At 68.8% G+C, this 23,515-nt stretch carries 21 protein-coding genes; 9 read left to right on the forward strand and 12 right to left on the reverse strand.

Features of this window, described 5'->3' with window-relative positions; all coding sequences use genetic code 11:
- Positions 1-8: 8 nt before the first annotated feature.
- From ACTWPT_RS32290 to ACTWPT_RS32310, 5 genes are all read right to left on the reverse strand, one after another.
- Positions 9-248 carry an anti-sigma factor family protein gene (locus tag ACTWPT_RS32290; RefSeq protein WP_443181277.1) on the reverse strand — a complete coding sequence of 80 codons (240 nt, stop codon included), beginning with the start codon at positions 246-248 and terminating at the stop codon, positions 9-11.
- Between the two features lie 41 nt (positions 249-289).
- Positions 290-940, reverse strand: a complete 651-nt coding sequence (locus tag ACTWPT_RS32295) for an RNA polymerase sigma factor (RefSeq protein WP_443181278.1) — start codon at positions 938-940, stop codon at positions 290-292.
- 213 nt (positions 941-1,153) lie between these two features.
- Entirely contained in the window at positions 1,154-3,037 is a 1,884-nt protein-coding gene (locus ACTWPT_RS32300) for a glycoside hydrolase family 127 protein (protein ID WP_443181279.1), read from the reverse strand.
- 97 nt (positions 3,038-3,134) lie between these two features.
- Positions 3,135-4,886 carry an acyltransferase gene (locus ACTWPT_RS32305; protein ID WP_443181280.1) on the reverse strand — a complete coding sequence of 584 codons (1,752 nt, stop codon included), beginning with the start codon at positions 4,884-4,886 and terminating at the stop codon, positions 3,135-3,137.
- Positions 4,883-7,960, reverse strand: a complete 3,078-nt coding sequence (locus ACTWPT_RS32310; protein WP_443181281.1) for a glycoside hydrolase family 2 TIM barrel-domain containing protein — start codon at positions 7,958-7,960, stop codon at positions 4,883-4,885. Before ACTWPT_RS32310 ends, ACTWPT_RS32305 begins: the two co-directional genes overlap by 4 nt.
- A gap of 55 nt (positions 7,961-8,015) precedes the next feature.
- On the opposite strand from ACTWPT_RS32310, the gene ACTWPT_RS32315 reads away from it, so the two are divergent.
- Genes ACTWPT_RS32315 through ACTWPT_RS32330 form a run of 4 tightly spaced genes read left to right on the forward strand, consistent with a single transcriptional unit; the run spans position 8,016 to position 14,518 of the window.
- Positions 8,016-9,524 carry an alpha-L-fucosidase gene (locus ACTWPT_RS32315; RefSeq protein ID WP_443181282.1) on the forward strand — a complete coding sequence of 503 codons (1,509 nt, stop codon included), beginning with the start codon at positions 8,016-8,018 and terminating at the stop codon, positions 9,522-9,524.
- On the forward strand, positions 9,521-12,064 hold the full coding sequence (locus tag ACTWPT_RS32320) for a family 78 glycoside hydrolase catalytic domain (protein ID WP_443181283.1): 2,544 nt from the start codon (positions 9,521-9,523) through the stop codon (positions 12,062-12,064). The genes ACTWPT_RS32315 and ACTWPT_RS32320 overlap by 4 nt, the downstream gene beginning before the upstream one ends.
- The gene (locus tag ACTWPT_RS32325) at positions 12,061-13,074 is read left to right on the forward strand and encodes a hypothetical protein (protein WP_443181284.1); all 1,014 of its coding nucleotides are present in this window, start codon (positions 12,061-12,063) and stop codon (positions 13,072-13,074) included. Before ACTWPT_RS32320 ends, ACTWPT_RS32325 begins: the two co-directional genes overlap by 4 nt.
- A gap of 10 nt (positions 13,075-13,084) precedes the next feature.
- Positions 13,085-14,518, forward strand: a complete 1,434-nt coding sequence (locus tag ACTWPT_RS32330; protein ID WP_443181285.1) for a glycoside hydrolase family 28 protein — start codon at positions 13,085-13,087, stop codon at positions 14,516-14,518.
- A 6-nt stretch (positions 14,519-14,524) separates the two neighbouring features.
- On the opposite strand, the gene ACTWPT_RS32335 is transcribed toward ACTWPT_RS32330, so the two are convergent.
- Positions 14,525-15,361, reverse strand: coding sequence for an SDR family oxidoreductase (locus ACTWPT_RS32335; RefSeq protein WP_443181286.1), 837 nt, complete (start codon positions 15,359-15,361; stop codon positions 14,525-14,527).
- Positions 15,362-15,438: 77 nt separating this feature from the next.
- On the opposite strand from ACTWPT_RS32335, the gene ACTWPT_RS32340 reads away from it, so the two are divergent.
- The 3 genes from ACTWPT_RS32340 (at position 15,439) to ACTWPT_RS32350 (ending at position 16,695) form a co-directional block, all read left to right on the forward strand.
- On the forward strand, positions 15,439-15,813 hold the full coding sequence (locus ACTWPT_RS32340) for a winged helix-turn-helix transcriptional regulator (RefSeq protein WP_443181287.1): 375 nt from the start codon (positions 15,439-15,441) through the stop codon (positions 15,811-15,813).
- Positions 15,814-15,877: 64 nt separating this feature from the next.
- Positions 15,878-16,348, forward strand: a complete 471-nt coding sequence (locus ACTWPT_RS32345) for a hypothetical protein (RefSeq protein ID WP_443181288.1) — start codon at positions 15,878-15,880, stop codon at positions 16,346-16,348.
- Complete coding sequence (locus tag ACTWPT_RS32350) at positions 16,345-16,695, forward strand: hypothetical protein (protein ID WP_443181289.1); 351 nt, start codon at positions 16,345-16,347, stop codon at positions 16,693-16,695. Before ACTWPT_RS32345 ends, ACTWPT_RS32350 begins: the two co-directional genes overlap by 4 nt.
- A gap of 84 nt (positions 16,696-16,779) precedes the next feature.
- On the opposite strand, the gene ACTWPT_RS32355 is transcribed toward ACTWPT_RS32350, so the two are convergent.
- From ACTWPT_RS32355 to ACTWPT_RS32365, 3 genes are all read right to left on the reverse strand, one after another.
- Entirely contained in the window at positions 16,780-17,214 is a 435-nt protein-coding gene (locus ACTWPT_RS32355; RefSeq protein ID WP_443181290.1) for a hypothetical protein, read from the reverse strand.
- Positions 17,211-17,564, reverse strand: a complete 354-nt coding sequence (locus ACTWPT_RS32360; RefSeq protein WP_443181291.1) for a MarR family winged helix-turn-helix transcriptional regulator — start codon at positions 17,562-17,564, stop codon at positions 17,211-17,213. Before ACTWPT_RS32360 ends, ACTWPT_RS32355 begins: the two co-directional genes overlap by 4 nt.
- A gap of 453 nt (positions 17,565-18,017) precedes the next feature.
- On the reverse strand, positions 18,018-18,236 hold the full coding sequence (locus ACTWPT_RS32365; RefSeq protein ID WP_443181292.1) for a hypothetical protein: 219 nt from the start codon (positions 18,234-18,236) through the stop codon (positions 18,018-18,020).
- 247 nt (positions 18,237-18,483) lie between these two features.
- On the opposite strand from ACTWPT_RS32365, the gene ACTWPT_RS32370 reads away from it, so the two are divergent.
- Entirely contained in the window at positions 18,484-19,644 is a 1,161-nt protein-coding gene (locus tag ACTWPT_RS32370; RefSeq protein ID WP_443181293.1) for a helix-turn-helix transcriptional regulator, read from the forward strand.
- 12 nt (positions 19,645-19,656) lie between these two features.
- Entirely contained in the window at positions 19,657-20,379 is a 723-nt protein-coding gene (locus ACTWPT_RS32375; RefSeq protein WP_443181294.1) for a 5-formyltetrahydrofolate cyclo-ligase, read from the forward strand.
- Positions 20,380-20,447: 68 nt separating this feature from the next.
- On the opposite strand, the gene ACTWPT_RS32380 is transcribed toward ACTWPT_RS32375, so the two are convergent.
- From ACTWPT_RS32380 to ACTWPT_RS32390, 3 genes are all read right to left on the reverse strand, one after another.
- On the reverse strand, positions 20,448-20,996 hold the full coding sequence (locus ACTWPT_RS32380) for an SUKH-3 domain-containing protein (protein ID WP_443181295.1): 549 nt from the start codon (positions 20,994-20,996) through the stop codon (positions 20,448-20,450).
- 730 nt (positions 20,997-21,726) lie between these two features.
- Positions 21,727-21,993 carry a DUF7660 family protein gene (locus ACTWPT_RS32385; protein WP_443181296.1) on the reverse strand — a complete coding sequence of 89 codons (267 nt, stop codon included), beginning with the start codon at positions 21,991-21,993 and terminating at the stop codon, positions 21,727-21,729.
- Positions 21,968-23,092: a polymorphic toxin-type HINT domain-containing protein gene (locus tag ACTWPT_RS32390; RefSeq protein WP_443181297.1), complete on the reverse strand. Its 1,125-nt coding sequence runs from the start codon at positions 23,090-23,092 to the stop codon at positions 21,968-21,970. Before ACTWPT_RS32390 ends, ACTWPT_RS32385 begins: the two co-directional genes overlap by 26 nt.
- Positions 23,093-23,515: the final 423 nt, after the last annotated feature.

Raw genomic sequence — 23,515 nt, forward strand, 5'->3', positions numbered from 1 at the left:
GGGAATTCTCAGGCGGGTCGCCGGTTCCTGAAGGCGGACATCAGCCGCTCCCGCGTGCCGTGCGACAACTTCTCGGCGGGCTGGTCGCCGAGGGCGCGAACGGTCGTGCGGAATTGGTCGACATAGTGCCCGCAGTCCTCACAGCAGGCCAGATGGACCTCGATCCCGGCGCGGGACGGCTGGTCGAGGGCGTCGTCGAGGTAGGCGGTGATGACTTCCACCAGTTCGCCGCACGTGAACCGCTTCACGACGTTGCCCGCCTTACCCTCTGCGATATGAACCGCTTCACCTATTCTGCCTGCTTCACCGACTGGAAGTAGTCCTCCAGCCGCCCGCGGACCACCGCACGCGCGCGATGCAGCAGGACCCGCTGGTTGGCCGCTGAGATCTCCAGGATCTCGCAGACTTCCTCGGAGGTACAGCCCTCCACGTCACGCAGCGTGATCACGATCCGCTGCCGCGGCGGCAGCCCGGCCAGCGCCTCTCCGATGAGGCCGCGCACCTCCGCGGCGAGCGCCTGGCTCTCCGGGGTCGGCCAGACCGCGGGCGACTCCTTCCAGCTTCCCGGCAGGGCGGCGTCCGTGCCGTGGAACCGCGAGGGATCGACGGTCGGTCCGGCGTCCAGTTCGAGGGCGCTCCACGGCAGTGTACGGCTCTCCCGCACGCTGCGCTTCTTCGCCGTGTTCACGAGGATGCGGTAAACCCACGTCTTGACCGACGAGCGGCCCTCGAAACCGTCGATCGCGCCGATCACCGCCAGCCAGGTGTCCTGCACGACCTCCTCCGCGGAGTCGTCGGTGGACACGTATGTCCTGGCCACCCGCAGCATGCCCCGCGACCAGATGTCGAGCAACGCCGCGAACATCGCCTCATCGCCCGCCCGCAGAGCCGAGACGACGACGTCATCCGGGGGCAGCGTGCTGCCCGCGAAAGACCCCACGATCGCTTTCCCTCCCCGTCGAGCGGCGTTGGGGACATCATCACACGGCCACCGGAGCCGTCGTTCCTCCCCCCATCTTGCAGGCGGCGCGGCAGTGTGGAAACCGGGCAGGCGCGAGGGAGTGCCGTCGCCTGAGCCGCCGAACGGAGTGAGGCCATGAGCAGGCGGCGGCATATGGCGACCGAGCCCGCCTCACGGAGTGAGGCCAGGAATTCAGTGCATGGGCGCCCAGACGGTCATCGAGCCGGCGCCGCGGTTGGCCCACGCGTAGTACGGGACGAACGTGAGTGCGACCGGGCCCGCGTGCTCCGGTTCCCTGGGCGCAGCGGCGGTGCGGTAGGGGAAGCCGCCGTCGTCCTCCCGGTGCACATGGACCCGGCCGCGCCCGGTGACCGGCACCACGTCGGCAGGCAGCCCGGCCACGGCCCTCCCGTCGGCGAGCCCGGCCGTCGTCGCCAGGCACAGGTCGTCGACGGTCACGCCGGGATGGTCGGCCTGCTCCAGGCAGTAGACGAGCGGGCCGCGCTCCACGGCGACCTGCCCGCGGGCCACGTCCAGCCGGGGCACGGCGGCCGTCAGGCGGGGCCGGATCCCGAGGTCCATGACGACCCGGTCGCCCGCCCGCCACCTGCGTGTGATGCGGTGGTAGCCGCCCGGCTCGGCGGGCCGGCCGTCCACGCCTGCCGCGTGGGCCCAGGCGGGGACGCGGGCCGACAGCGTCCAGTGGCGGTCAGGGGTCTCGCGGACGACGATCTCGACGCGGCCGCTCCACGGGTAGCCGGTGTCCACCTCCAGCAGCACCTCGCCGGCGCGGACCGTGCCGGGCGCGTACAGGTGGAGCTGGACGCCGTCGCCGTCCTGAGTGGCCAGGTAGTGGTCCAGCGAGGACAGCAGGCGCATCACGTTCGGGGGGCAGCAGGCGGTGCCGTACCAGTCCTGCCGGCCGCGTGCGGGGGCGCGCAGGTCGTCGGGATCGGCGCCGGCCCGCACGCGGAGCGCGTTGACGTAGAAGAAGCGGTCGCCGCCTAGCGAGACGCCGGGCAGCACGGCGTTGTAGAGAGTGCGCTCCATCAGGTCGGCGTACTCGGCGGCACCGGTGGCCAGCAACATCCGCCACGACCAGTGGACGCTGCCGATGGCGGCGCAGGTCTCGCAGTACGCCGTGTCGGGGGCCAGCTCGTGATGGCCGCCGAACGCCTCGCCGTACCAGTTGGAGCCGAGGCCGCCGGTGAGGTAGGTCTTGGTGGCCACCATGTCGCGCCACTGCCGTTCCGTGGCGGCGAGCAGGTCCCGGTCGGCCGTCTCGACGGCGACGTCGGTCGCCCCGGCGGCCAGGTACATCGCGCGCACCGCGTGCCCTTCGACCGTCGCGGCCTCCCGCACCGGCACCCGGTCCTGCCGGTAGCCGGGCCCGTGGTGGCCCTTGAGCGGGATGAGCGCGTGGCCGCGGGCGGCGACGAAGCGGCCGGCGAGATCCAGGTACGAGCCGCCGCCGGTCTCCCGGTACAGCTCCACCAGTGCCGTCTCGACCTCGGGATGCCCGTCGAGCGCATCTTGCGGAAGATCCTCGACGAGGTGGCCGGCGAAGCGGGTGGCGACCCCGAGCAGCGTGCGGTCGCCGAGCGAGCGACTGCCCGCGACCGCGGCCTGCATGAGGTGCCCGGCGCAGTAGAGCTCATGGCTGGAGGCCAGGTCACTGTAGCGTTCCCGGCCGGTGAGCTGGGTGTGCGTGTGAAGATAGCCGTCGGCGCACTGCGCGGCCGCGACGAGCTGCGCGCCTTCCTTGTACGCCCTGGCGAGGTCGTCGTCCTCGGCCCGGCCGCGTTCCCACGCCACCGCCTCCAGCCACTTGTACACGTCGGAGTCAGCGAAGATCTTTCCCCTGTGCTCCACTCGTGCACCCCGTGCGGCCTGCCTGAGGTTGTCGAAGGCGCCGGAGTCGCGCACCCGTTCGCCACCCAGGGGGATCGTCACCTCGCGGTTGACCCGCTGGCGCACGCCCCAGAAGCCGCCGCGCACGCGTCCGCGCGTCACGGGGCGCAGGGCCACCGCGGCGCCGGGGCGCGGCTCCACCACGGAGGACCGCTCATCGCTCATGCCTTTTATCCTCCCTCACCCAGACATATCCAACAAGATTCGAATATTTATGTCCAAGCGATGATCGCCGCGCTCCCCCTGCCAGGCGGCAGCCGGGTCACCGACTGCCCGGGCCTGGGAGCTGGATGGCCGGTTCCGGGCGGTGGATGCCGCGAGGGCGGTAGGCGAGCGCGTCCGAGACACCCAGATAGTCGGCGAGCAGCCAGATGATGGCCAGCCACATCTCGGTGCCCTGGAGTCCTGGCGTGCGGGTCGCGCCGCTCCCCCGGCTCAGGGCGAAGCTGAAGCCCGCGCCGTCCTGCCAGCCGCCTACCGCGCGGACGAGCCGCTCCCTGGCCCAGGCCTCGCCCTCCTCGCGGCGGTAGCGCGTCTGCTTGCCCGCCAGCCAGAGCGGGTGGATGACGTCGAGCACGTTGCAGGCGTTCCCGGCGTCCGGGCCGAAGTGGCGGGGGTCGCGCGCCTGGGCGAGCACGGTGTCGACAGCCCGCTCGGGGTACGGCAGCGGCACCGCGAACTGCGCGAACGTCCCCCGCGTGAGCCGGTAGAAGCCGTTGACCACCTGCAGCCAGTCCTGGTCCTGGTCCGGCTCGCCCCACATGCCGTGGGCCTGCGAGCACCTCGTCAGGAGCCACCCGTACAGGGTCTCGATCTCGCCGCGCAGGCCGAAGTCGGCGAGGTTGCGGTAGAGGCCGGTCCCGATGGTGTCCACCCACGAGCCGGCCGTCCACGCCTTTCGCTTCCAGTCGAGGGCGTCCAGGGCGGCGATCAGATCCTGTGAGCCGAGGTCGGCGACGGCGTGGACCGGGTGGCGGAAGCGGGCGCCGAGCAGGTCGAGCGCGTAGCCGACGCAGAGCACGTGGTACGCCGCGACTCCGTCGAGCGTCGGCGTTCCAGTGGCGCCGATCTCCGGGACCAGGCCGGTGGCGGCGTCCTGCCGATTCTGGAGGAACTCGACGATCTCGTCCCGCGCGGGGATCGGAGGCGGGCCGCCGAGCAGCAGGTCGGCGATCTCGACGGCGTCGCACCAGGCGCGCACGGTGGGCTCGGCGTCCGGGCGGTCCACGTAGCGCTCGCCGGTCCAGCAGCGGCGCAGCACCGCCTCGGCCTGGTCCCTGGCCCGGTCGGCGAATCCGGCGAGCAGCCGCGCCAGGTCGCCTTCCTCGGCGTCGCCATGCCCGGCCGCATGGGGCTGCGCGGACGGCGGGGCGGTGCTCTCCGCGACGGCGGCCTGGCCCGGCATCGCGACGTCGTCCGGCAAGGCGGCGGCCGCGTCGGGGGACTGGGCTGGGGCGGGGCGTGGGGTGCGGCGGTCGCGGATCAGGCGGGCCGGGTTGCCGGCGACCATGGCCCAGGCGGGCACGTCCTTGGTGACCACCGCGCCCGCCCCGACGACGGCATGATCGCCGATCGTCACCCCGTCGAGCACCACCACGTTCGACCCGATCCACACGTCGTCGCCGATGCGGATCCCCTTCGACGTGATCGCCTGCCGGAACACCGGCCGGTCCGGGGCGGCGCCATGGTTGAAGCCGAGCAGGGAGGTGTGCGCCCCCACCCGCACGGCGTTCCCGAGCACCACACGCCCGCGCGCCACCGAGTACGGGTTGAGCGTGCAGTCGTCCCCCATCACCACGTCGTCCGTGACGTATGCGTGGGCCGCGATGTAGCTGCGCTCCCCCAGGGTGAGCCGATCCGCGTACACGGCCGCCAGCGGCGAGATGAACACCTTCTCCGGCGCCTCCAGCTCCATCCGGCCGCGCAACCCCGCCACGTGGTCCGCCTGGGCCTGCCGGTCCTCCTCGGTCGCATGGCCCCAGAACAACCACGGGCAGAAGTCGAACTCGGTCATGTGATCAGCATCCTCTCCGTCGTCCCCAGCATCATCGACCACGAGTAGCGGCGGACCGCCAGCCGGTACCGCTCAGGCAGCGCGGGCCCGCAGGAGGCGCTGCCGATCCCCTGCTGGCCATGGTCCAGGTTCAGCCAGACCCGGCCGGAATCGCGCAGATCGTGGAGGCGGGCGGCGGCCTGCAGGTCCTCGCTCGTCCACCGGCGGGCGGTGAAGTCCACGTACGGCTCCGCGTCCACGCGCAGGGTCGCCAGTCCCGGGCCCGACACCTGCAGCCAGCGGGTCTCGACGTGGTTGCCGTTCTCCTGCGGGACGACGTACGGCGTCTGGAGGGCGTCGATGGGCCGGGAGAACCGGCCGACGCGGGCGGCGGCCCGGCTGTCCGCGTACGACTCCCCGGGGCCGCGGCCGAACCAGGTCACGTCGGTGTAGCCGCCCGGCAGGGCGAATCTCGCGCCCATCCGGGGCGGGCTCACGCTGAGGTGCCCGTAGGCGGTGTCGTGCCAGTCGCCGACGGGGTCGGCCTCGATCGTCAGGTGCAGCGTGCCGTCGTCGTCCTGCCATCGGTACGTGTACGTGGTGCGGAAGCCGAGGGTCCGGGTGGCGGGGCCGCTGCGGCCGCGTACGACGAGGGTGCGGTCGTCAGGTCGTTCGATGCCGTCGCCGCGGTGGACGAATCGGTCCAGGCCGACGGCCTCCCAGTCGGCGGCAAGCGTGTTCCTGGGGCCCTGACCCCGGTCGTTCTCGGTGGGCGCCCGCCACACGTCCAGCACCGGCCCGCTCAGCTCCACGTCCCCGACCCGGACCAGCCGCCCGCTCCGGGGCTCGAACACCGCCCGGCCGAGCCGCACTTCGTTGGAGTGCCCTCGCACGGCACCGCCTCCGGCAGACGGGGACGACGCCGACCCCGCTGCCGCACCGCCGCTGACGGGCGGGGGCCACGCCGGTCCCGACGCTGGACCGCCCACCGGCGGGCGCGGTGCGGGTCGGGCCGTTGCGCCGTCATGCCGGCGGCGGTGGGTGCCGGGGCCGAGCTTCGCCTGGCCGAAGGCGACCACGTGGCCGGCCGGCGCCCAGCGGGTGGTGGTGGCCAGGACGGCCTCGATCGTGATCCAGGTCTCACCTTCCGCCGCGACGCTCACCGCGGGCAGCGGCACCCGCACCGCCTCGCGCGGCCCGCAGCGCGGCACCGCCAGCACGCCGCCGCGCCCCTCGGGCGAGCCGCCCACTTCAACGCACTCTCCGTCAACCTCCACCCGCCACCGGAACTCCAGATGACCGAGATCGATCATGTCGTGCTTGTTGGTGACGCCCACTTCGCCCGCCACCACATCCACCACGATCCCGACGGGCTCGACGGCCTTGGCGAGCTCCGCCAGCCCCGGGGACGGCGTGCGGTCGGGAAACAGCAGCCCGTCCAGGCAGAACCGCCCCCCGTTCGGCCGGGCGTCAACGTCCCCGCCATGCATGAAGTACGACCGCCCCGCCTCATCCAGCCCGCGAAGCCCGTGATCGATCCACTCCCACACGAACCCGCCGCAGAACCGCTCGGAGAACTCCAGAATCGCCTGATAGTCGGCCAGGGACCCGGGCCCGTTCCCCATGGCGTGCGCGTACTCGCACAACAGGAACGGCAGCCCGCGCCGCCGCACGTCCTCGTCGGACCCGGCCACCACCCCGTCGGGCGCAGGCTCCTTGCGTTTCCCGATCCGCTCCAGATCCTCCAGCGACGGATACATCAGGCTGTAGAAGTCGGAGTGGCGGTAGGAGGGGTCCCGCTCGTAGTGCAGCGGCCGGCTCGGGTCGCGGCGCCGGATCCAGCGTTCGATGTCGCCGAACGCGGCCCCGCTCCCGCTCTCGTTCCCCAGCGACCACACCACCACGCTGGGATGGTTCTTGTCGCGCTCCACCATGCGGCGGGCCCGATCGAGCAGTGCCTCGCGCCACATCGGCTCGGCGGGCGGGTTGCCCTCCCAGCCTGCGTAGATGAAGCCGTGCGTCTCGATGTCGCACTCCTCGACCACCCACAGCCCGTACTCGTCGCACAACCGCAGGAACTCGGGGTGCGGGGGGTAGTGGGCGGTGCGCACGGCGTTGACGTTGTGCCGTTTCATCAGCTCGATGTCGCGGATCATGGTGTCGCGGTCCAGCGCCCGGCCGCGATCGGGATGGTGCTCGTGCCGGTTGACGCCGCGGAACAACACGGGCGCCCCGTTGATCAGCAGCCGCCCGCCGGCGATCTCGACGGTCCTGAAGCCGATCGCCAGGTCGATGCTCTCGCCGGCCGCCGACAGCGTGCCCCGGTAGAGTCGCGGCCGCTCGGCGCTCCACGGCTCGACGGCCGGGATCACGACCTCCTCCCCGGTGGGGACGGCCACCCCGAGCTCGGGGAGCTCGACGAGGCCTGGGGCGTCGGCGGTGACCAGGAGGGCGCCGGAGCCGTCCGGGGAGTACGTGGCGCGCACGGTGAAGTCGTCGATCCCGCTCACAGGCCGGGCCAGCAGCTCCACGTCGCGGAAGATGCCCGGCAGCCACCACATGTCCTGGTCTTCCAGGTAGCTGCCGGACGACCAGCGCTGCACGCGTACGGCCAGCAGGTTGCCGCACGGGCGCACCAGCCCTGTCACGTCGAACTCGAACGGCAGCCGGCTGCCCTTCGAGTGGCCGAGCAGCTCGCCGTTCAGCCACACGGTGCCGCAGGAGTCGACACCCTGGAAACGCAGCACGGCACGGCAGGACGGCCAGCCCGCGGGCAGATCGAAGCGGAGCCGGTAGTCGCCGGTCGGGTTGTCGTCGGGCAGCCGGGGCGGGTCGATGGGGAACGGGTAGGCGGTGTTGGTGTAGAGGGGGCGGTCGTGCCCTTCGAGCACCCAATGCGATGGCACCCGGATCGGCTCCCAGCCGGTGTCGCCGAGTCCGGGGTCCGGCAGCGCGGGACCGGTGCCTTCGGCCGTGCGGGACAGCCGGAAGCGCCACATGCCGTTGAGCGACTGCATCGGCGCGTCGGAGACGAAGTCGGCCCGCGGCGCCCGCCGCCCGGAGCCGGGACAGGGATCCTCGTGGAATTCTTCCATCCACACCACCCGAGATGCATTGACATGTCGTAGTGAATAAATATACCAATGGCGCGTGAGCCGGTTCCTGCCCGACTGGGCCTCGCTGCGTACGCACCGCATCCCGCGGTGGTTCGCGGAGGCGAAATTCGGTATCTGGTCGCATTGGGGACCGCAGTCCGTGGCCCGCTCCGGCGACTGGTACGCCCGCCACCTCTACGGCATGCAGCCCTGGTCCGAGCCTTGGGAACACCGCCGTGCCACCCGCCAGCAGGCCCACCACCGTGCCCACTTCGGCCGGGGCGGCGCGAAGGACCTGTTCCCGCGCTGGCGCGCCGAACGTTTCGACCCCGACGAGCTGATCGACCTGTACGTCTCCAGCGGCGCCCGCTACTTCGTCGCCCTGGCCGCCCATTGCGACGACTTCGCCCTTTGGGACTCCCGCCGGCACGCGTGGAACGCGACGCGCATCGGCCCGCGCCGCGACATCGTGGGCGCGTGGGAGAAGGCGGCCCGGGCGGCCGGGCTGCCGTTCGGCCTCAGCTTCCACAACAACTGGACCTGGCGCTGGCTCGACGTGGCACACGGCACGGACCCGGTGACCGGCGAGCCACACGACGGCGCGCTCCAGGCGAGCGACGGCAAGGGCGTTTGGTGGGAGGGCCTCGACCCGCGAGAGCTCTACCCGCCCAGGCACGCCCCGGGCGCCAAGCCCCCGCCCCAGGTCGCCGCGCGTTTCTACGCCCGCGTCCAGGAGGCGCTCGACCGTTACCACCCTGACCTCGTCTACCTCGACGACGGCCGGCTGCCGTTCGACGCGGGCAGCGTGGTGGAGTCGGATCCGCCCAGCACGGCAGGTCTCGACCTGCTGGCGTACTACTACAACACCTGCCCGACCGGCGGCATCGTGACGATCAAGGACGTGCCGTCCGCCGATCGCACCGCGGTGGTCCTGGACTGCGAGCGCCGCCAGCTCGCCGACGCCGAGCCGCATCCGTGGCAGTTCGACACCAGCGACGGTGAATGGTTCGACTGCGCCGACGACGACCCGATGTTCCACCCGCGCAAGAGCGCCAACCAGGTCATCCACGCCCTGATCGACGTGGTAAGCAAGAACGGCTGCCTGCTGCTCAACATCCCGCAGCACGCCGATGGCACCGTCGACGCCCACGCCCGGACCCTGCTGGCCGAGGTCGGCGCCTGGCTGCGGGTCTGCGGCGAGGGCGTGTACGGCACCACCCCCTGGGCCCGCGCCGCCGAGGGCACGACGGGGCTGGGCGACACCAAGGGCTACGAGGGTTACAACGAGGCCGACCGCGCCTACCGGCCGAGCGACATCCGCTTCACCCGGCGCGGCGGCGCGTTGTACGCCACGCTGCTGGCCTGGCCGGAAAGCCGGACCGCCGCGATCACCAGCCTGGGGACGGCCGCCGGGCTCCTGGAGGGCCGCCCGGCCGCCGTCGAGCTGCTCGGGCACGGCCCGGTCGGCTGGCGGCAGGCCGAGGAGGCGCTCTATGCGGACCTGCCCGCGCAGCCGCCGACCAAGGCCGCCTACATGCTCAAGATCACGGGAGTGCCATGGTGACGACCTTGCGAACGTGCGACCTCACCGACCCCCTCGGCATCGAGACCACCCGCCCCGCGTTGAGCTGGCGGCTGACGGTGCCCGCGCAGTCCGGATACCACATCAGGGCCGGCTCGGCCGAGGGCGCGGCGGACCTGTGGGACACCGGCGAGGTGGACGGCCAGGACCAGCACGTGATCTACGGTGGACGCCCGCTGGGCAGCCGCGCCGTCGCGTACTGGCAGGTGCGCGTGCGCGACGCGGAGGGCCGCTGGTCGGGCTGGAGCCCGAGCGCGCGGTTCGAGCTGGGCCTGCTCGACCCGGGCGACTGGACGGCCTCCTGGATCACCCACCCCGGCTGGCACGGCGAGGGCGACCCGCGGGCCGGCGAGGGCCACCCGCTTCCACTGCTGGCCGCGGAGTTCACCCTGGCGGGTCCGCCCGCCCGCGCCCGGCTCTACGTGGCCGGGCTCGGCGTCTACGTGGCGTCGATCAACGGCTCGCCGGTGACGGACGCCGTGCTGGAGCCCCCGTACACGGACTTCACCCGCCGCGTCGTCTACGCCGCCCACGACGTGACGCCGCTGCTGCGCGAGGGCGCGAACGCGATGGGCATCGAGCTGGGCCCGGGTATCGCGCACGTGTTCCCGCACCAGGACCGGTACATGAAGTTCTTCGGCTCCAAGGGCGCGCCCCGGGCGATCGCGCAGCTGGAGGTCGGTTACGCGGACGGGACGGCGGACCGGTTCGCGACCGGCGCCGACTGGCTGGCGACCGAGGGCCCGACGGTCCGCTCGCACTGGTACGGCGGCGAGGACCACGACGCCCGGCGTGCACTCGCGGGCTGGGACCGCCCGGGCGCGGACCGCTCGGCCTGGCGCCCCGCCACCGTGCTGCCCGGCACGACGGAGACGCTCCGGTCGCGGGCCTGCCCGCCGATCAGGGTCGTGGAGGAGCTCCCGGCCGTGGCGAAGCTCGTCGCCGCCGACGGCACGCCGGTCTTCGACGTCGGCACGGTCGTGGCCGGCTGGGCCGAGCTGCGCCTCGACCTCCCGGCCGGGCACTGCCTGCGGCTGCTGCCCGGCGACCAGCTCGACGCGTACGGCCGGGTGATCCAGTCGAAGCCCACGACCGGCGCACCGATCTTCAACGTCTACGTGACCATGGACGGGCCGCAGCGCTGGCATCCGCGTTTCCGCTACGACGGCTTCCGCTACGTCGAGGTGCAGGGCCTGCCCGGGCACGTCGGCGCCGAGGCCGTGACGGCGCTGGTGCTGCGGGCGGACAACGCCAGGGTGGGCACGTTCGAGACCTCGCACGCCCTGGTCAACGACATCCACACCATCATCGACCGGGCGCTGCGCGGCAACATGTACAGCGTCCTGACCGACTGCCCGCACCGGGAGAAGCTGGGCTGGCTGGAGCAGGCCCATCTGCTGTTCGACGTCGTCGCCTGCAACTATGACGTGGCCGCCTACTACCGGGAGCTGCTGGTCACCATGGCGGAGGCGCAGACTCCGGACGGGCTGGTGCCCGACACCGCACCCGAGTACGTGGTGTTCGACGGCGCCTTCAGGGACGACCCCAACTGGGGCGGCGCGCTCGTGCGCATCCCCTGGCAGCTCTACCGCTGGTACGGCGACACCACGGCGATGGAGACGCACTACGAGGCGATGTGCCGCTACGTCGGCTACCTGACCGGCCGCGCCGACGACGGCATCCTCGCTCACGGCCTCGGCGACTGGATCGGCCTGGACCCCGCGACGCCCGTGCCGCTGGTGTCGACATGGGGCTACTGGCGGGCCGCGAGCACGATGGCCCGGGTCGCGGGCGTGCTGGGCCACGGCGACGACGCCAAGCGGTACCGCACGCTGTCGGAACGCATCGCCACGGCGTTCACCGGCGCGTTCCTCGGCAAGGCGGGCACCCAGGCGTCGGACGTGCTCGCGCTCGACATGGGCGTGGTCCCGGCGGATCTCGCCCCTTCCGTGCTGGACCGGGTGGCCGAGGCGGTCGCGGGCGGCGGCATCACGGTCGGCGAGATCGCGCTGCCCGCGTTGTTCCGGGTGCTGAGCCGCGCCGGCCGCCACGACGCGCTGTGGGAGTTCGCCACCTCCACGGGCCGCCCCAGCTACGGCTACCAGGTACGGCACGGCGCCACCGCGCTGACCGAGGCCTGGGACGGGCCGACGCGGGGCCTGTCGCAGAACCACTTCATGCTGGGCGCGATCGACGCCTGGTTCTACCGCGGGCTCGGCGGGATCGGGCAGGCGCCGGGCTCGGCCGGCTTCCGCAGGCTGCTGATCGACCCGGCCGTGCCCGGCGGCCTGGAGTGGGTGCGGGCGAGCACCGGGACGCCGTACGGGCAGGCGGAGGTGTCGTGGGCGCGGCGGGAGGACGCGTTCACGCTGGAGGTGGGGGTGCCGCCCGGCTCGTCGGCCGAGATCCGGCTGCCGGACCTCCGCCTGCCGCGGCACACCGCGCCCGACGCCGCGATCGTGCTCGGTGAAGGCGTCTACGAGGTGCCGTCCGGCCGCTGGACGTTCGGGGCGAGCCGATGAGCACCGGACGCGACGCCATCGACCGTTACGACGCCTCCCGTGTCAGGACCCCGCACAAGACCGGCCGCCTGCTGATCGAGCCGTCCTGGGACCCGGACCGCTTCGACGCCCTCTTCGTCGACTGCCCGTTCGTGTGCTCCGACGGCGGCGAGTACCTCATGACCTACGTCGGCTTCGACGGCACCGGCTACCAGACCGCGGTGAGCCGTTCCCACGACCTCGTGACGTGGACCCCGGGCGAGGTGATCCTCCCGCGCGACCCCGGCCACCCGTACCGTCGCTACAACGCCGCGCTCACCTCGATCGTCCGCGACAACCGCCTGGACTCGGACGGCCAGGTGACGTGGGTGGACAGCCGCGTCATCGGGACGTACCACGCCTATCCGGAGCCGGGCATGGAGATGGGTGCGGCGGTCATCGGGTTCTGCGCCGGCGACGACCTGCGTACCTGGAAGGACGTCGGGTCCATGCTGCGCCCGCAGGACGGCGGCGCGTGGGAGCGGGGCGGGCTGTACAAGTCGTGGCTGCTGCGCCACGACGGGCTCTACTACTGCTTCTACAACGCCAAGAACCGCACCTACTCCGGCTGGCGGGAGCAGATCGGCTACGCCGTCTCCCCCGACCTCTGCCACTGGACGCGCCCGACGCTGGAACCGGTGGTGCGCAACGGCGGCGCGGGCGCGTTCGACGAACGGTTCGCCTCCGACCCGTGCGTGCTGCGGGACGGCGACTGGTGGGTGATGTTCTACTTCGGGCTCTCGTACGACGGCCACGCCCGCGAGAGCTACGCCGTCTCCCGCGACCTGCGGACCTGGCACAAGAGCGACGAGATCCTCATCGACGTGGGTCCCGCGGGCTCGGTCGACGACACCTACGCGCACAAGCCCGCGCTCGTCTCCCGCGGCGGCCGCGCCCACCACTTCTACACCGCGGTACGGCGTTGTGAGCCGTTCCGCGTCGGGGACCGCACGCTGACCGAGCGGCGCGGCATCTCCATGGCACACGCTTGAGGAGGAATCGATGGGCGAGTTGTCCCGTAGGGCGCTCCTGGCAGGGGCGGCCGGCGGCGCGCTGGCCGGCGCCGTGCCGGGCCAGGCGGCGGCGGCCGGTCCAGGGGCCGATTCGGACCCGGCGACCGCTCCCTGGAGGGATCCCGCGGTCGCCGCGTGGGGAACGGTGATGCCACGTATCCGGCAGCGCATCCGCCCGCCACGCTTCACCGGCCGCACGTTCCCGGTGACCGACCACGGGGGGCGCGGCGATGGGACCACGATGTGCACCGACGCCTTCAAGGCCGCCATCGCGGCGTGCGCGGCGGCGGGCGGGGGACGCGTGCTCGTACCCGCGGGAACGTACCTCACCGGCGCGATCCACCTGGCCGACAACGTTGAACTGCACCTCGACGCGGGCGCGACGCTCCGCTTCAGCCGCGACCCCGCCGACTACCTGCCCGTCGTGCACACCCGGTACGAGGGCATCGAGCTGATGAACTACTCCCCGTTCATCTACGCCTACGACCGGACCAACGTCGCGATCACCGGCCGCGGCACGATCGACGGCCAGGCCGACGCCACCCACTGGTGGGACTGGTCGGCCGACCCGCCGCCGTCCGAGCGCCCCGACAAGGACCTGCTGGCGGCGATGGCCGAACGCGGCGTCCCGGTCGCCGAGCGGGTCTTCGGCGCGGGCCACCACCTGCGCCCGAACCTGATCCAGCTCTACCGCTGCCGCAACGTCCTCATCGAGGGGGTGACGGTCCGCGACTCCCCCATGTGGAACATCCACCCGGTCCTGTGCGCGAACGTCACCATCCGCGAGGTCACCGTGGACAGCCCGCGCGGCCCGAACAACGACGGCTGCGACCCGGAGTCCTGCGTGGACGTGCTCATCGAGCGGTGCGTCTTCAACACCGGCGACGACTGCGTCGCCATCAAAGCAGGCAAGAACGCCGACGGCCGCCGCGTGAACGCTCCGTCGGAGAACCTGCTCGTTCACGGGTGTGTCATGCGCGACGGCAACGGCGGCGTGACGATCGGCAGCGAGACCACCGGCGGCGTGCGCTGGGTGTTCGCGTGGGACTGCACGATGAGCAGCGAACGCCTGGAGCGGGCGATCCGCGTCAAGACCAACCCCGAACGCGGCGGCTACGTCAGGGACCTCTACGTCAAGGACGTCACCGTGGGACAGGCCGCCGACGCGGTCATCGAGGTGGCCCTGAACTACGAGAACAAGAACACCGGCCCCTACTACCCCGACGTGGGCGCGATCGACCTCCGCAACCTCCGCGCCGGCCGAGCACCCCGCGCGTTCTCCCTGATCGGCAACCCCAGCAACCCCATTCGCGGCCTCCGGGTGACCAACAGCGTGTTCGAGGAGATGGCCGAGGCCGATCTCGTGCGCGACGTGACCGGCTTCGAGCTGCGCAACGTATGGATCAACGGCCGCCGGGTCTGAACGAGGCTAACCGAGCAGGGACCGGACGTACTCGCCGATCGGCTGCGTGGGGCGGCCGATGAGCTCCCGGAGCGTGCCGGGCGTGTGGGCGAGCCAGCCACGGGAGATGTTGACGTCCACGTCGGCCAGCACCTCCGGCATCGGAGCCGGCACGCCCGCGCCGGCCAGGACGCCCGCGTAGTCGTCCTTCGGCAGGTTCTGGTAGGCGATCTCCTTGCCGGTGACCGCGGAGATCTCGGCGCCGAGCTCGGCCAGGGTCCAGGCGGTGTCACCGGTCAGCTCGTACACCTTGCCCTCGTGGCCGTCGCCGGCCAGCACGGCGGCCGCGCCGGCGGCGTAGTCGGCGCGTGAGGCCGAGGCGATCCGGCCGTCGCCGGCGGCGCCGTACAGGGCGCCCAGCTGGGGAGCCATCATGATCGACTGCTCGTAGTTCTCGTGGTACCAGTTGTTGCGCAGGAACGTGTACGCCACCCCGGACGCCTTGATGTACGCCTCGGTCGCCTTGTGGTCGGCGGCGAGGGCCGCCTCGGTGAGGTCGGCGTTGGGCGCGCTGGTGTAGGCGAGCGTGGCCCCGGCCTCCTTGGCCGCGTCCACGACCGCCGCGTGCTGCTGCACCCGGTTGACGTCCAGGCCGGAGATGAGCAGCACCTTGGTGGCGTCCCGCAGCGCGGCCTTCAGCGTCTCCGGCCGGTCGTAGTCGGCTTCGCGTACCTCGACGCCGAGGTCGGCGGCCTTCTCGGGGGTACGCACCGCCGCGACGATCCGCTCGGCGGGAACACGCTTCTTCAGTTCCTCGATCACCAGCCGGCCCAGGTGTCCGCTGGCCCCTGTCACCACGATCATGATTACTCTCCTTCAGTACCTGCGATTCGGTTAGTACTTTCTATCAGAAAGCGCTGCGATCGCGTAAGGTGGCCCCCATGGAGGAGGAGTTCGAGAACCTGGTCGCCGATGTCTTCTCGCGCAAGTGCACCTCGCGCACGGTGCTGGAGACGATCACCGGCCGCTGGGCGATCCTGGCGCTGGCGGCCCTGTACGAAGGGCCTTACCGGTTCAACGCGCTGCGTCGTCGCGTCGACGGGGTCAGCGAGAAGATGTTGTCCCAGACCCTCCAGGCCCTCGAACGCGACGGCATGGTGCTGCGTGAGGCCGAGCACACGATCCCGCCCAAGGTCGAATACAGCCTCACCATGCTCGGCCGCGAGGCCGCCGAGCAGCTGATCCCGCTGATCACCTGGGTGGAGGGCCGCATGCCCGACGTCATGGCCTCCCGGGAGACCTATCAGGGTCGCTAGCTCACCTTCCGCGCTCGCAATCAGAGTTCAATCAGAGTACAGTCTGAGTATGAGCATCGGGCACATGGCATTCGAATCGGAATCCGTCTCGTTCACCGATCTGTCCCGGAACCCGAAGGCCGTCGCCGCCAGGGCCGCCGCCCTGGGATGCCTGCGCGTCACGCACCGAGACGCACCCGACATGGTGCTGACCACAGCCGTACACGCAGAGCGCACCCATGAGAACCTGACCACGGCGTCCCGGCTGTTCCTTGCCCTGATGAAGCAGGACGACGGCGCCAAGTCGCTTCTACTCGCGCTGCCCGAGGTGTTCCCGTGGGTGCGCCACCTGGACGATGCAGAAGTCCGGGAATTCACCGTCGAGCTCCTGGACGCGCTGTCCGACGCCGCTGAGCTGGGCGCCAGGGAGGCTGTGCACCGAGCGATCGTCTCGTGGCGAGCCACCGCGCGCATCAACGCCGACCCGGACCAGCTCAGGGAAGCACTCCGTCCACTCGGTGACGTCGACCTAGGCCCCGTCGAGGTGCACGAGTGAGCCCGAAGAAGGGCGATCGGGTCAGCGTCCCTCCACTGAGCGGCTGGAACGTCATCTACGGGACGACGGAGGCCGCGACCGGCTGGGAGGAGTTGTGCCGGGTGGCGCTGCCGAACGCACATCGCTGCCTGGAGGCCCTTCGTACCGACCCGCTGTCGCGGGCCAACTGGAACCGTCAGCACCAGCTCCGCGGCAGGCATGCCACCAGGGAATGGAAGGGTTCCGAGCTGGAGCAGTGGGAGTACGAGATCACCAGCGGCGGCCGGGTCCGCTACCTGGTCAGCCCGGATACCTCGACTGTGATCCTGGTGTACGCCTCCCCCCGACACCCGAAGGACACCGAATAGCCTCCAGCGCTTCGCGCTTGCAGAAGGTGGAGCGGATCTTGGCGTGGCCACTGGTGAAGCCGGTGTCTTCCGCTCTTTGGGCCACTATCGGTTGGCGGTCGTCCAGGGGAATGGGGCGAGGTCGGGCTCGACCCAGCTGGTACGGGCCTGGGGGCCGGCCAGCGTCGCGGAGCGGTAAAAGCGGCTGATCAGGCGCTTGTCGAGCAGCGCGGGATGCCGTTCGGCGAAGGCGGCGAAGTCCGACTGTTCGTGCTCGGCCACGTGGTGGGCCACCAGCTCCACCCAGGCTCGGCTGACCGTGACGTGGTATTTCTGGGGTGCCCCTGCGTAGCGGGCGGTGCGCTGGATGCCGTCACTGACCAGGGCGATGGCCGCGGGCATGCCGACGCGGCGCACTGCCAGCCAGGTCAGGTGGACGTGCTCGCGGTGGCCGAAGGTGCCGGCGGATGCCGTCACCTCGGCCATCAGCTCATCGAAGACACGAGTGCTCTCGGACGCCTCGGGTTCGGTCTCCGTCATGAGGACACCTCGGCCAGGGCACGCAGGACGGTGTGAAAGCCGGCGATGGCCTCAGCGGGCAGACCGCCGAGCGCGCGGGCTTCCACCTCGGCCAGGGTCTGCCGAATGGTGTCGGCGGCCAGGCTGCCGGAGGAGGTCAGCTCGATGACCACGACACGGCGGTCGCCCGGTCGGGTACCGCGCGTGATGTGGCCTCGGCGCTCCAGCCGGTCCAGCACGCTCGTCAGCGTGGTCGGGCGAGTGCCGGCTGCGGCGCCGAGTTCGGAGATGGTCCGTGCCTGACCGTCCGCCAGGATGGCCAGGGCGTTGATCTCGGAAGCGGTCAGATCGAGGTCAATCAGCTTGGCCATGAGGAGATGCAGAGTGGCATGAGTAGCGCGTTGCAGTGCGAGCAGCGCCGAGCCCCAAGGCGGTACGGAGGATGAAGTCACGACATTGGAATATACGAGATCGTAGTAACTGCCGCAAGCCGACCGCAATCGCTCCCCAACTCGTTAGCGTGGCGGCCGTGGCGACCATCGCCTGCCATGGCTTGATGAGGTCAGCGCACCTGGCCTCTGAGTAGGGCAAACCACATGGCCTCGGCCTTTCGCCGGTGCCATCGCGTCGTCTCCTTGAAGGTGCCTTCGGAGGTTCGACGGATGAACCACAGGCCACCGGAAGCGCAGAGTTCGTAGATCGGTCCTGTGTGGTGGCAGGTCCAGGCGTACACCCTCGGACGTTCGTCGGCGCGAGACTCGCCCCAGTCAAGCGAGTCGCAGTCGGGGGCTGGGGGAGGGAGGTGGGGACTCATGCAGGAGTCGTCAAAGATCAAGGGAGGTGCCGTGCTGGGCTCTCATCTCTACGGAGAGCATGAGATGGAGCAGGTCTTCGGGGGTGTGCGCGTCGATCACGACGCACTGGGTGGAGTTCCAGCATGCGAAAGCGGAGAGGCCACGACGCCAGGGGGACCACATGACCATCCAGCCGGGGCTCCGCTGCTGGATGGTGGCCGCCAGAGCACGTCCTTCGTCATCGCGCATCACTCGCCGCCCTTCCCAGGGAGGAGCTGACCCGTGCACCATGCCGTGGGACGGTAGGCCGGTGCCAATGTCTCGTGTGTCAAGCGACTCGTCATAGATCCGCAGGAAACGCCATGACGCGCCTGCACTCCACAGCAGAACTGTGCAGAGATGACGCATCAATGCGGCGTTGCCCCTGCGGACCAGCGCATTGACGAGGAATACTCCAGTAAAGACTCCTGTCAGCCCGCGCGGGAGGTAGCGGACCGTGTCCCTACGGCGGCAAAGGCTTATTCAACGCCGCAAGGCGTTGGGTTTCTCGCAAGAGCAATTGGCTCACACCATTGGGGTCGAGCGATCGACTGTCGTGCGCTGGGAGAGTGGCGAAACGGAGCCACGCCCGTGGCAGCGTCCCAAGCTGGCGGTCGTGCTGAAGATCTCGCTCGATGAGGTGGACGAACTCCTCACACCCCAAGCGAACGAGGCCCCGGAGGCCGAACGGCTCGACTTCGCCTTGCGTCATCCGGCAGCCGTGGACTTGGTGACCGTGGCGCATCTGGCAGAGCGCGTGGAGCGCCTCAACGCCGAGTACGACACCGCGCCCTCCGCATCGCTCCTGGCGGATGCCGGCCACAGTCACAGCCAGGTCACCCTCCTGCACAACTTCGCCCCGAACGGGCGCATCCGCCGTGAGCTGTGCATCTCGCTTGCCGAGTCGGCCACCCTGATGGGCCAGCTCGTGTGGGACGCATCACAGAGGCGCGACGACGCTGTGTCGGTGCAGTACTTCGACCAGGCGATCGCCGCCGCCAGGGAAGTCAGAGATCCCATCCTCGAAGCTCACGCCCACCTCCGCAAGGGCTTCGTCGCCCTGTACGGCACGAAAGACGCCAGAGAAGGGCTGCGCCTCTGCAACGAGACGACGATTGTCAGTCGGAACGCCAGCGACGTACTCACCGGTCTGGGGTTTCTGCACGTCAGCGAGGCGCACGCGATGCTGGGAGAAAGGCGCGACTACGAAAAGGCCCTGGGAAAGGCGGAGGACAGTTTCGCCCGCATCCACAACGACGATGAAGCCCTGCACATGTTCTCGCCAACCCAATTCGACCGCCTGGCAGGCTCCTGCTACCTGTCCCTCGGCGTGAACGACAAGGCCGAACAGATCCTGACCAAGTCGGCGCGCAGCCTGGTCCGCTGGAAGAAATCCCAGTCCATCGTGCTGGGCAACCTCACACTCGCCTATATCCGGCAAGGCAAGCCGGAAGATGCATGCGGCACCCTGCACAAGGCCATCGACCTCATCGAGGAGACGCGCGGGGGAGGCGGACTCAACATCGCCTTCACCGCAGGCAGAGAGCTCGCGCCGTGGCGCCACGAGTCATGGGCGCAGGAGATCAGCGATCGGCTGTTCGCGCTGATGGCGACGTGATGGACTGGCGGCATGAGCCTCGACGATGACAAGAGCACGGTCCGGGAACGGATCTGGTCGGCCCTAATCGAAGCCGAGATCTCCACACCGGACACACGCGGCCACATCCCCCAGTTCATCGGCTCCGACAGGGCGGCCGAACTACTCGCGACCACGGATGCCTGGCGACGAGCGCGCACGGTGAAGGCCAACCCGGACACGGCACAGCTGCCGGTGCGCGCTCGAGCCCTGGCCGAAGGCAAGATCCTCTACATGGCGGTCCCGAAGATCGCCACTATCGAGCCGTTCTACCTCATTGATCCGGCGCGCTCCACGCTGCCCCCTGGCCAAGCCGCCTCCAGCAGCACAGCCGCACATGCCAGCCCTCGCGTGGGCCCAGAGCACATGCTCCCGATCGACCTGATCGTCTGCGGCACCGTCGCGGTCAACCGGGAGGGCGTACGGCTAGGCAAGGGAGCGGGTTACTCCGACATCGAGGTGGCTCTCCTGATCGAGGATGGCCTTGTCACCGACGACACGCTGATCGTCACCACGGTGCATTCGCTCCAGGTGGTCGATGAACCGCTGCCAGAAAGCGCGCACGACTTTCGGGTCGACCTGATCGTCACGGAGAAGGACATTGTCCCCTGCCAACGTTCTCCACGCCCCAGCGGGGTGATCTGGTCCAGCATGCCCGCAGACAAGATCGCAGCAATCCCGATCCTCGGCTCTCGCGCCAAGAACAACTTGAGCTAGATCAGCGGGCATCACTCGCTATGTAAGCCGCATTAGGCGACCAGAAGGATGCAGGCTTGATTTGAATGTCAGGGAACGAGGGCAGGCCACGGATCGAGACCCGGGTCGGAATGCAGGCAGACCAGTGGTCGGTGCGCCCTGATAGCCAACTCCAAACCTTCTTCAAAGCTTTTGCCCAGCTCCCAAATCCACCCCATTCCCGCAGCTACCACCCTGCCCCGCACCTCAATGAATACACTCGAATAACTTAGCCACTCTCCTATAGGGAAATAGCTGCCCCCGAGAATATTCTCGATCTCTTGACTCAACTCACGTTGACCGGATCCTGCCAGCAACGGATCGAAATTAAAGGGCTCATCATTGCTAAAATTTGGCCCACTGGAGTTGACTGGTTCAATAACTAGTCCTCCCAAAGAGGACAATACCTCCCGAGCGAGAGCGCTGGCGTTATAGCCCTCGCGCGCCAATGAGGCGGCCCACCGACTGACGTCAACTCTCCGCTCTGGCCACCACCCTGATGCTCTGATGGCGGCCAACACGTCCCGGTGCATCAAGTCGAACTCGATTTTCGACATCTTCTCATTAATAAATGGATAGATCATCCAGAAGTCGTCCACAACGCCCGCATGGCCTGCCCGGCAGACCGTGCTTGTCCGCATTCGATGACATTGAATTCCTCGACTACATGGTTCGCATCCTTCCGCCACTGATCGCCGTAGGACCCTCGGCCCTCTGCGCCTGAATCAGACAGTGCACCTCGGCGCAGCCTCCGTGATGGCCTGCATCGTCGAGTGGAAACCGCCACGACGCCATCGAGCGCATGGCGGGCTCGCTATGCTGATCCTCATTCGGATAAGGCCAGTGCATTCTGACCAGGTCCGTGGGCAGTCACCCCTTTGGGCGAATATGCCGGTGGAGGAGTAGCGTTCACCTCCGCCATGGCCCATTATACTCGGATTCTTGGAATCGTATACCAGGTCGAATCCGTGAAGGTGTTGGAGAGCGTTACGGACCATCGGATCGTTCAGGGCAGCATCCCGCTCCTCGACCCAAGGTGAAGTCCATTCGTGAACTTCACGGCGCGTCGCTCGGCCATCTATCAATACCTGCCAGCGTTCCTTTACATCCGCCCGACTGGGGACAGAATAGGAATTTGTTATGGCCACACTCCCTCCCAAGTTCCCTTATTAATCTTGTTGTCGAGTTCAGCCTGCGTCAATCATTGAACAACAGTGGTCGGCGCTCCAGAAAAGGGGTACTCATGTCCCCGACAGCAACGGAATACGTTCCATTTCCATTGTCGTGTGAACGCGTCGATTGCGGAAGCAATCAGTGAGTCGGATTCGCCTACTCGTACAGAGTTGCCGCTGCCAGCATTTCTCCTATTAGTTTCCATGAAGGTTGCTCGGGCTCATCAAGACCTTGATTTCTAAAGTAGCCTCTCATTGCATAAAGCCAGCCCGATAGGCCGTCCAGGAAGCGTGAAAGATTGCCATTCTCCCACTCCTCCGCTTCCGGTGAAGCCGCAACAGCAGCCATCGCTGCGACGAAATTCGCCAAGTCTTCCCTTGTTACGATGCGATCAGCTTCAGCCACAAGGTCCATGCCATTCATCACCCCTAACCTGGATACCTACGCCATCCGTCTCCGTCGTGAACTTCTTACGCCACTCCCTTCGAATCTCGGCTGGCGTTGCCATCCGATACGGGACAGAATCTAGCCCAGCCTGCTGAAACGCCACGAGACGCCGATTGTCTAGCGTATAGCGTTTACCGTCCCGCTCCACCAGACGAATTGGATCGAGATCATGCGGGCTTAATGTGCCATTTCTAAGTGCGTCCCTAGTCTCCTCGACAGAGTGGCCAGACTTAAATAGGCGACTTACACTGTCCTGCGTAAAACGAACCTCGTTCGGATCGATTTCATCGAAGGGATCGGTACTGTTATGGACCAGGATAGCTTGATCCCCGGCCAGGACATGGTAGGTATGCAGGTTGTCGACGGTCAGGTTGTAGACACTCTGGACGGCGGTCCGTGCTTCGGTGGCCGCGATCTGTACGTAGGTGCCTGCTGAGGTTTGCAGCCACATGCCTGGTCGCAACTGCCCCGCGTCGACCCACTCGCGCAGGGTTGGGACCCAGAAGGGGTGGTTGTCGGTGGCTATGACTTTGTCGGTTGCGGTCCCGCGAGGGCCGTCCACGTCCATCGTGATCTTGATGATATATTTGACGCCGTCGCCAGCTATCAACGCAGTGACAGGTTTGGCTCCGGTTCGTCCCGTCCGCGGATCGGTCGCGGTCACCTCATCGCCGATCTTGACGTCTTCGATGACCTTCGTGCTGCCGTCGGCCATGAGAATCCGGGTGCCGGAGACGAAGCTGTTGCCTTCGTGAGGGTTACAGGATCGTGCGCTGGGCGGTTTAACAGCGGCTGCCCCATCTAGACATTCGCCTGTTTTGTAGGGGTTGGGAGTGCAGTGGATGATGTAATCCGGGTATGGCGGGTGGGGATTTCCCTTGGGCGCAGCTTCTGGGTTAGGTGGCGTGGGTCCTCCCCCGGGCACATCCGGCGTAAAGAGTTCCGGAATCAGTGCTATGGGTGCGAGCACTATCGGCACAACAGCTTCCACAACGCCACCGAGGGCCAGGGTGGCGTTAATGAGGATAATTGGGATCGGCCATAGATCGTCTAGCGCCGGATGACCGTCGATCATGCACTTCTTGCCGCAATTGGGCCGATCAATTTCTGGGCCCCAGCACCAGACAGCACAGGGATCCCTGTCACGGTCATCATCGCGGTCGCCCACGGGCTGGCCACCAGGGGGATTGTGCCTGCTGGGAGGGGTCCTAGGGGTCGAATTTTGCTGAGAGTTCGCCCCGTTCTGCTGCGTGCCACGGTTATTGTTAGGACACCTATTGCTATATTCGGCGCACGGGTCCTTCGGCGGCGACGGCGGCTGGTTGCAATCGACGGTCTTACCGGAGGCGTCTTTGCACACGTCGTAAGGTGTGAGAGGGCGGTTCGCGAGTTGATGCCCCTTTGATCGCTTGCGCTGCATGAGGAGTGCTGGTCACGGGCTCGTTGCCGGGCTATGGACGCGGCTGAGCGAACAATCCTGGCTCGATCTCCACGAGAA

The organism is Nonomuraea sp. 3N208, assembly GCF_052245935.1.
Lineage (GTDB): Bacteria > Actinomycetota > Actinomycetes > Streptosporangiales > Streptosporangiaceae > Nonomuraea.

Excerpts from the sequence above, each read along its gene's own strand:
- ACTWPT_RS32300 (WP_443181279.1), bottom strand. The coding sequence starts at position 3,037 with ATGAGCGATGAGCGGTCCTCCGTGGTGGAGCCGCGCCCCGGCGCCGCG.
- ACTWPT_RS32305 (WP_443181280.1), bottom strand. The coding sequence starts at position 4,886 with ATGACCGAGTTCGACTTCTGCCCGTGGTTGTTCTGGGGCCATGCGACC.
- ACTWPT_RS32310 (WP_443181281.1), bottom strand. The coding sequence starts at position 7,960 with ATGGAAGAATTCCACGAGGATCCCTGTCCCGGCTCCGGGCGGCGGGCG.
- ACTWPT_RS32325 (WP_443181284.1), top strand. The coding sequence starts at position 12,061 with ATGAGCACCGGACGCGACGCCATCGACCGTTACGACGCCTCCCGTGTC.
- ACTWPT_RS32330 (WP_443181285.1), top strand. The coding sequence starts at position 13,085 with ATGGGCGAGTTGTCCCGTAGGGCGCTCCTGGCAGGGGCGGCCGGCGGC.
- ACTWPT_RS32335 (WP_443181286.1), bottom strand. The coding sequence starts at position 15,361 with ATGATCGTGGTGACAGGGGCCAGCGGACACCTGGGCCGGCTGGTGATC.
- ACTWPT_RS32340 (WP_443181287.1), top strand. The coding sequence starts at position 15,439 with ATGGAGGAGGAGTTCGAGAACCTGGTCGCCGATGTCTTCTCGCGCAAG.
- ACTWPT_RS32345 (WP_443181288.1), top strand. The coding sequence starts at position 15,878 with ATGGCATTCGAATCGGAATCCGTCTCGTTCACCGATCTGTCCCGGAAC.
- ACTWPT_RS32355 (WP_443181290.1), bottom strand. The coding sequence starts at position 17,214 with ATGACGGAGACCGAACCCGAGGCGTCCGAGAGCACTCGTGTCTTCGAT.
- ACTWPT_RS32360 (WP_443181291.1), bottom strand. The coding sequence starts at position 17,564 with ATGGCCAAGCTGATTGACCTCGATCTGACCGCTTCCGAGATCAACGCC.
- ACTWPT_RS32365 (WP_443181292.1), bottom strand. The coding sequence starts at position 18,236 with ATGCGCGATGACGAAGGACGTGCTCTGGCGGCCACCATCCAGCAGCGG.
- ACTWPT_RS32375 (WP_443181294.1), top strand. The coding sequence starts at position 19,657 with ATGAGCCTCGACGATGACAAGAGCACGGTCCGGGAACGGATCTGGTCG.
- ACTWPT_RS32385 (WP_443181296.1), bottom strand. The coding sequence starts at position 21,993 with ATGAATGGCATGGACCTTGTGGCTGAAGCTGATCGCATCGTAACAAGG.
- ACTWPT_RS32390 (WP_443181297.1), bottom strand. The coding sequence starts at position 23,092 with ATGATCGACGGTCATCCGGCGCTAGACGATCTATGGCCGATCCCAATT.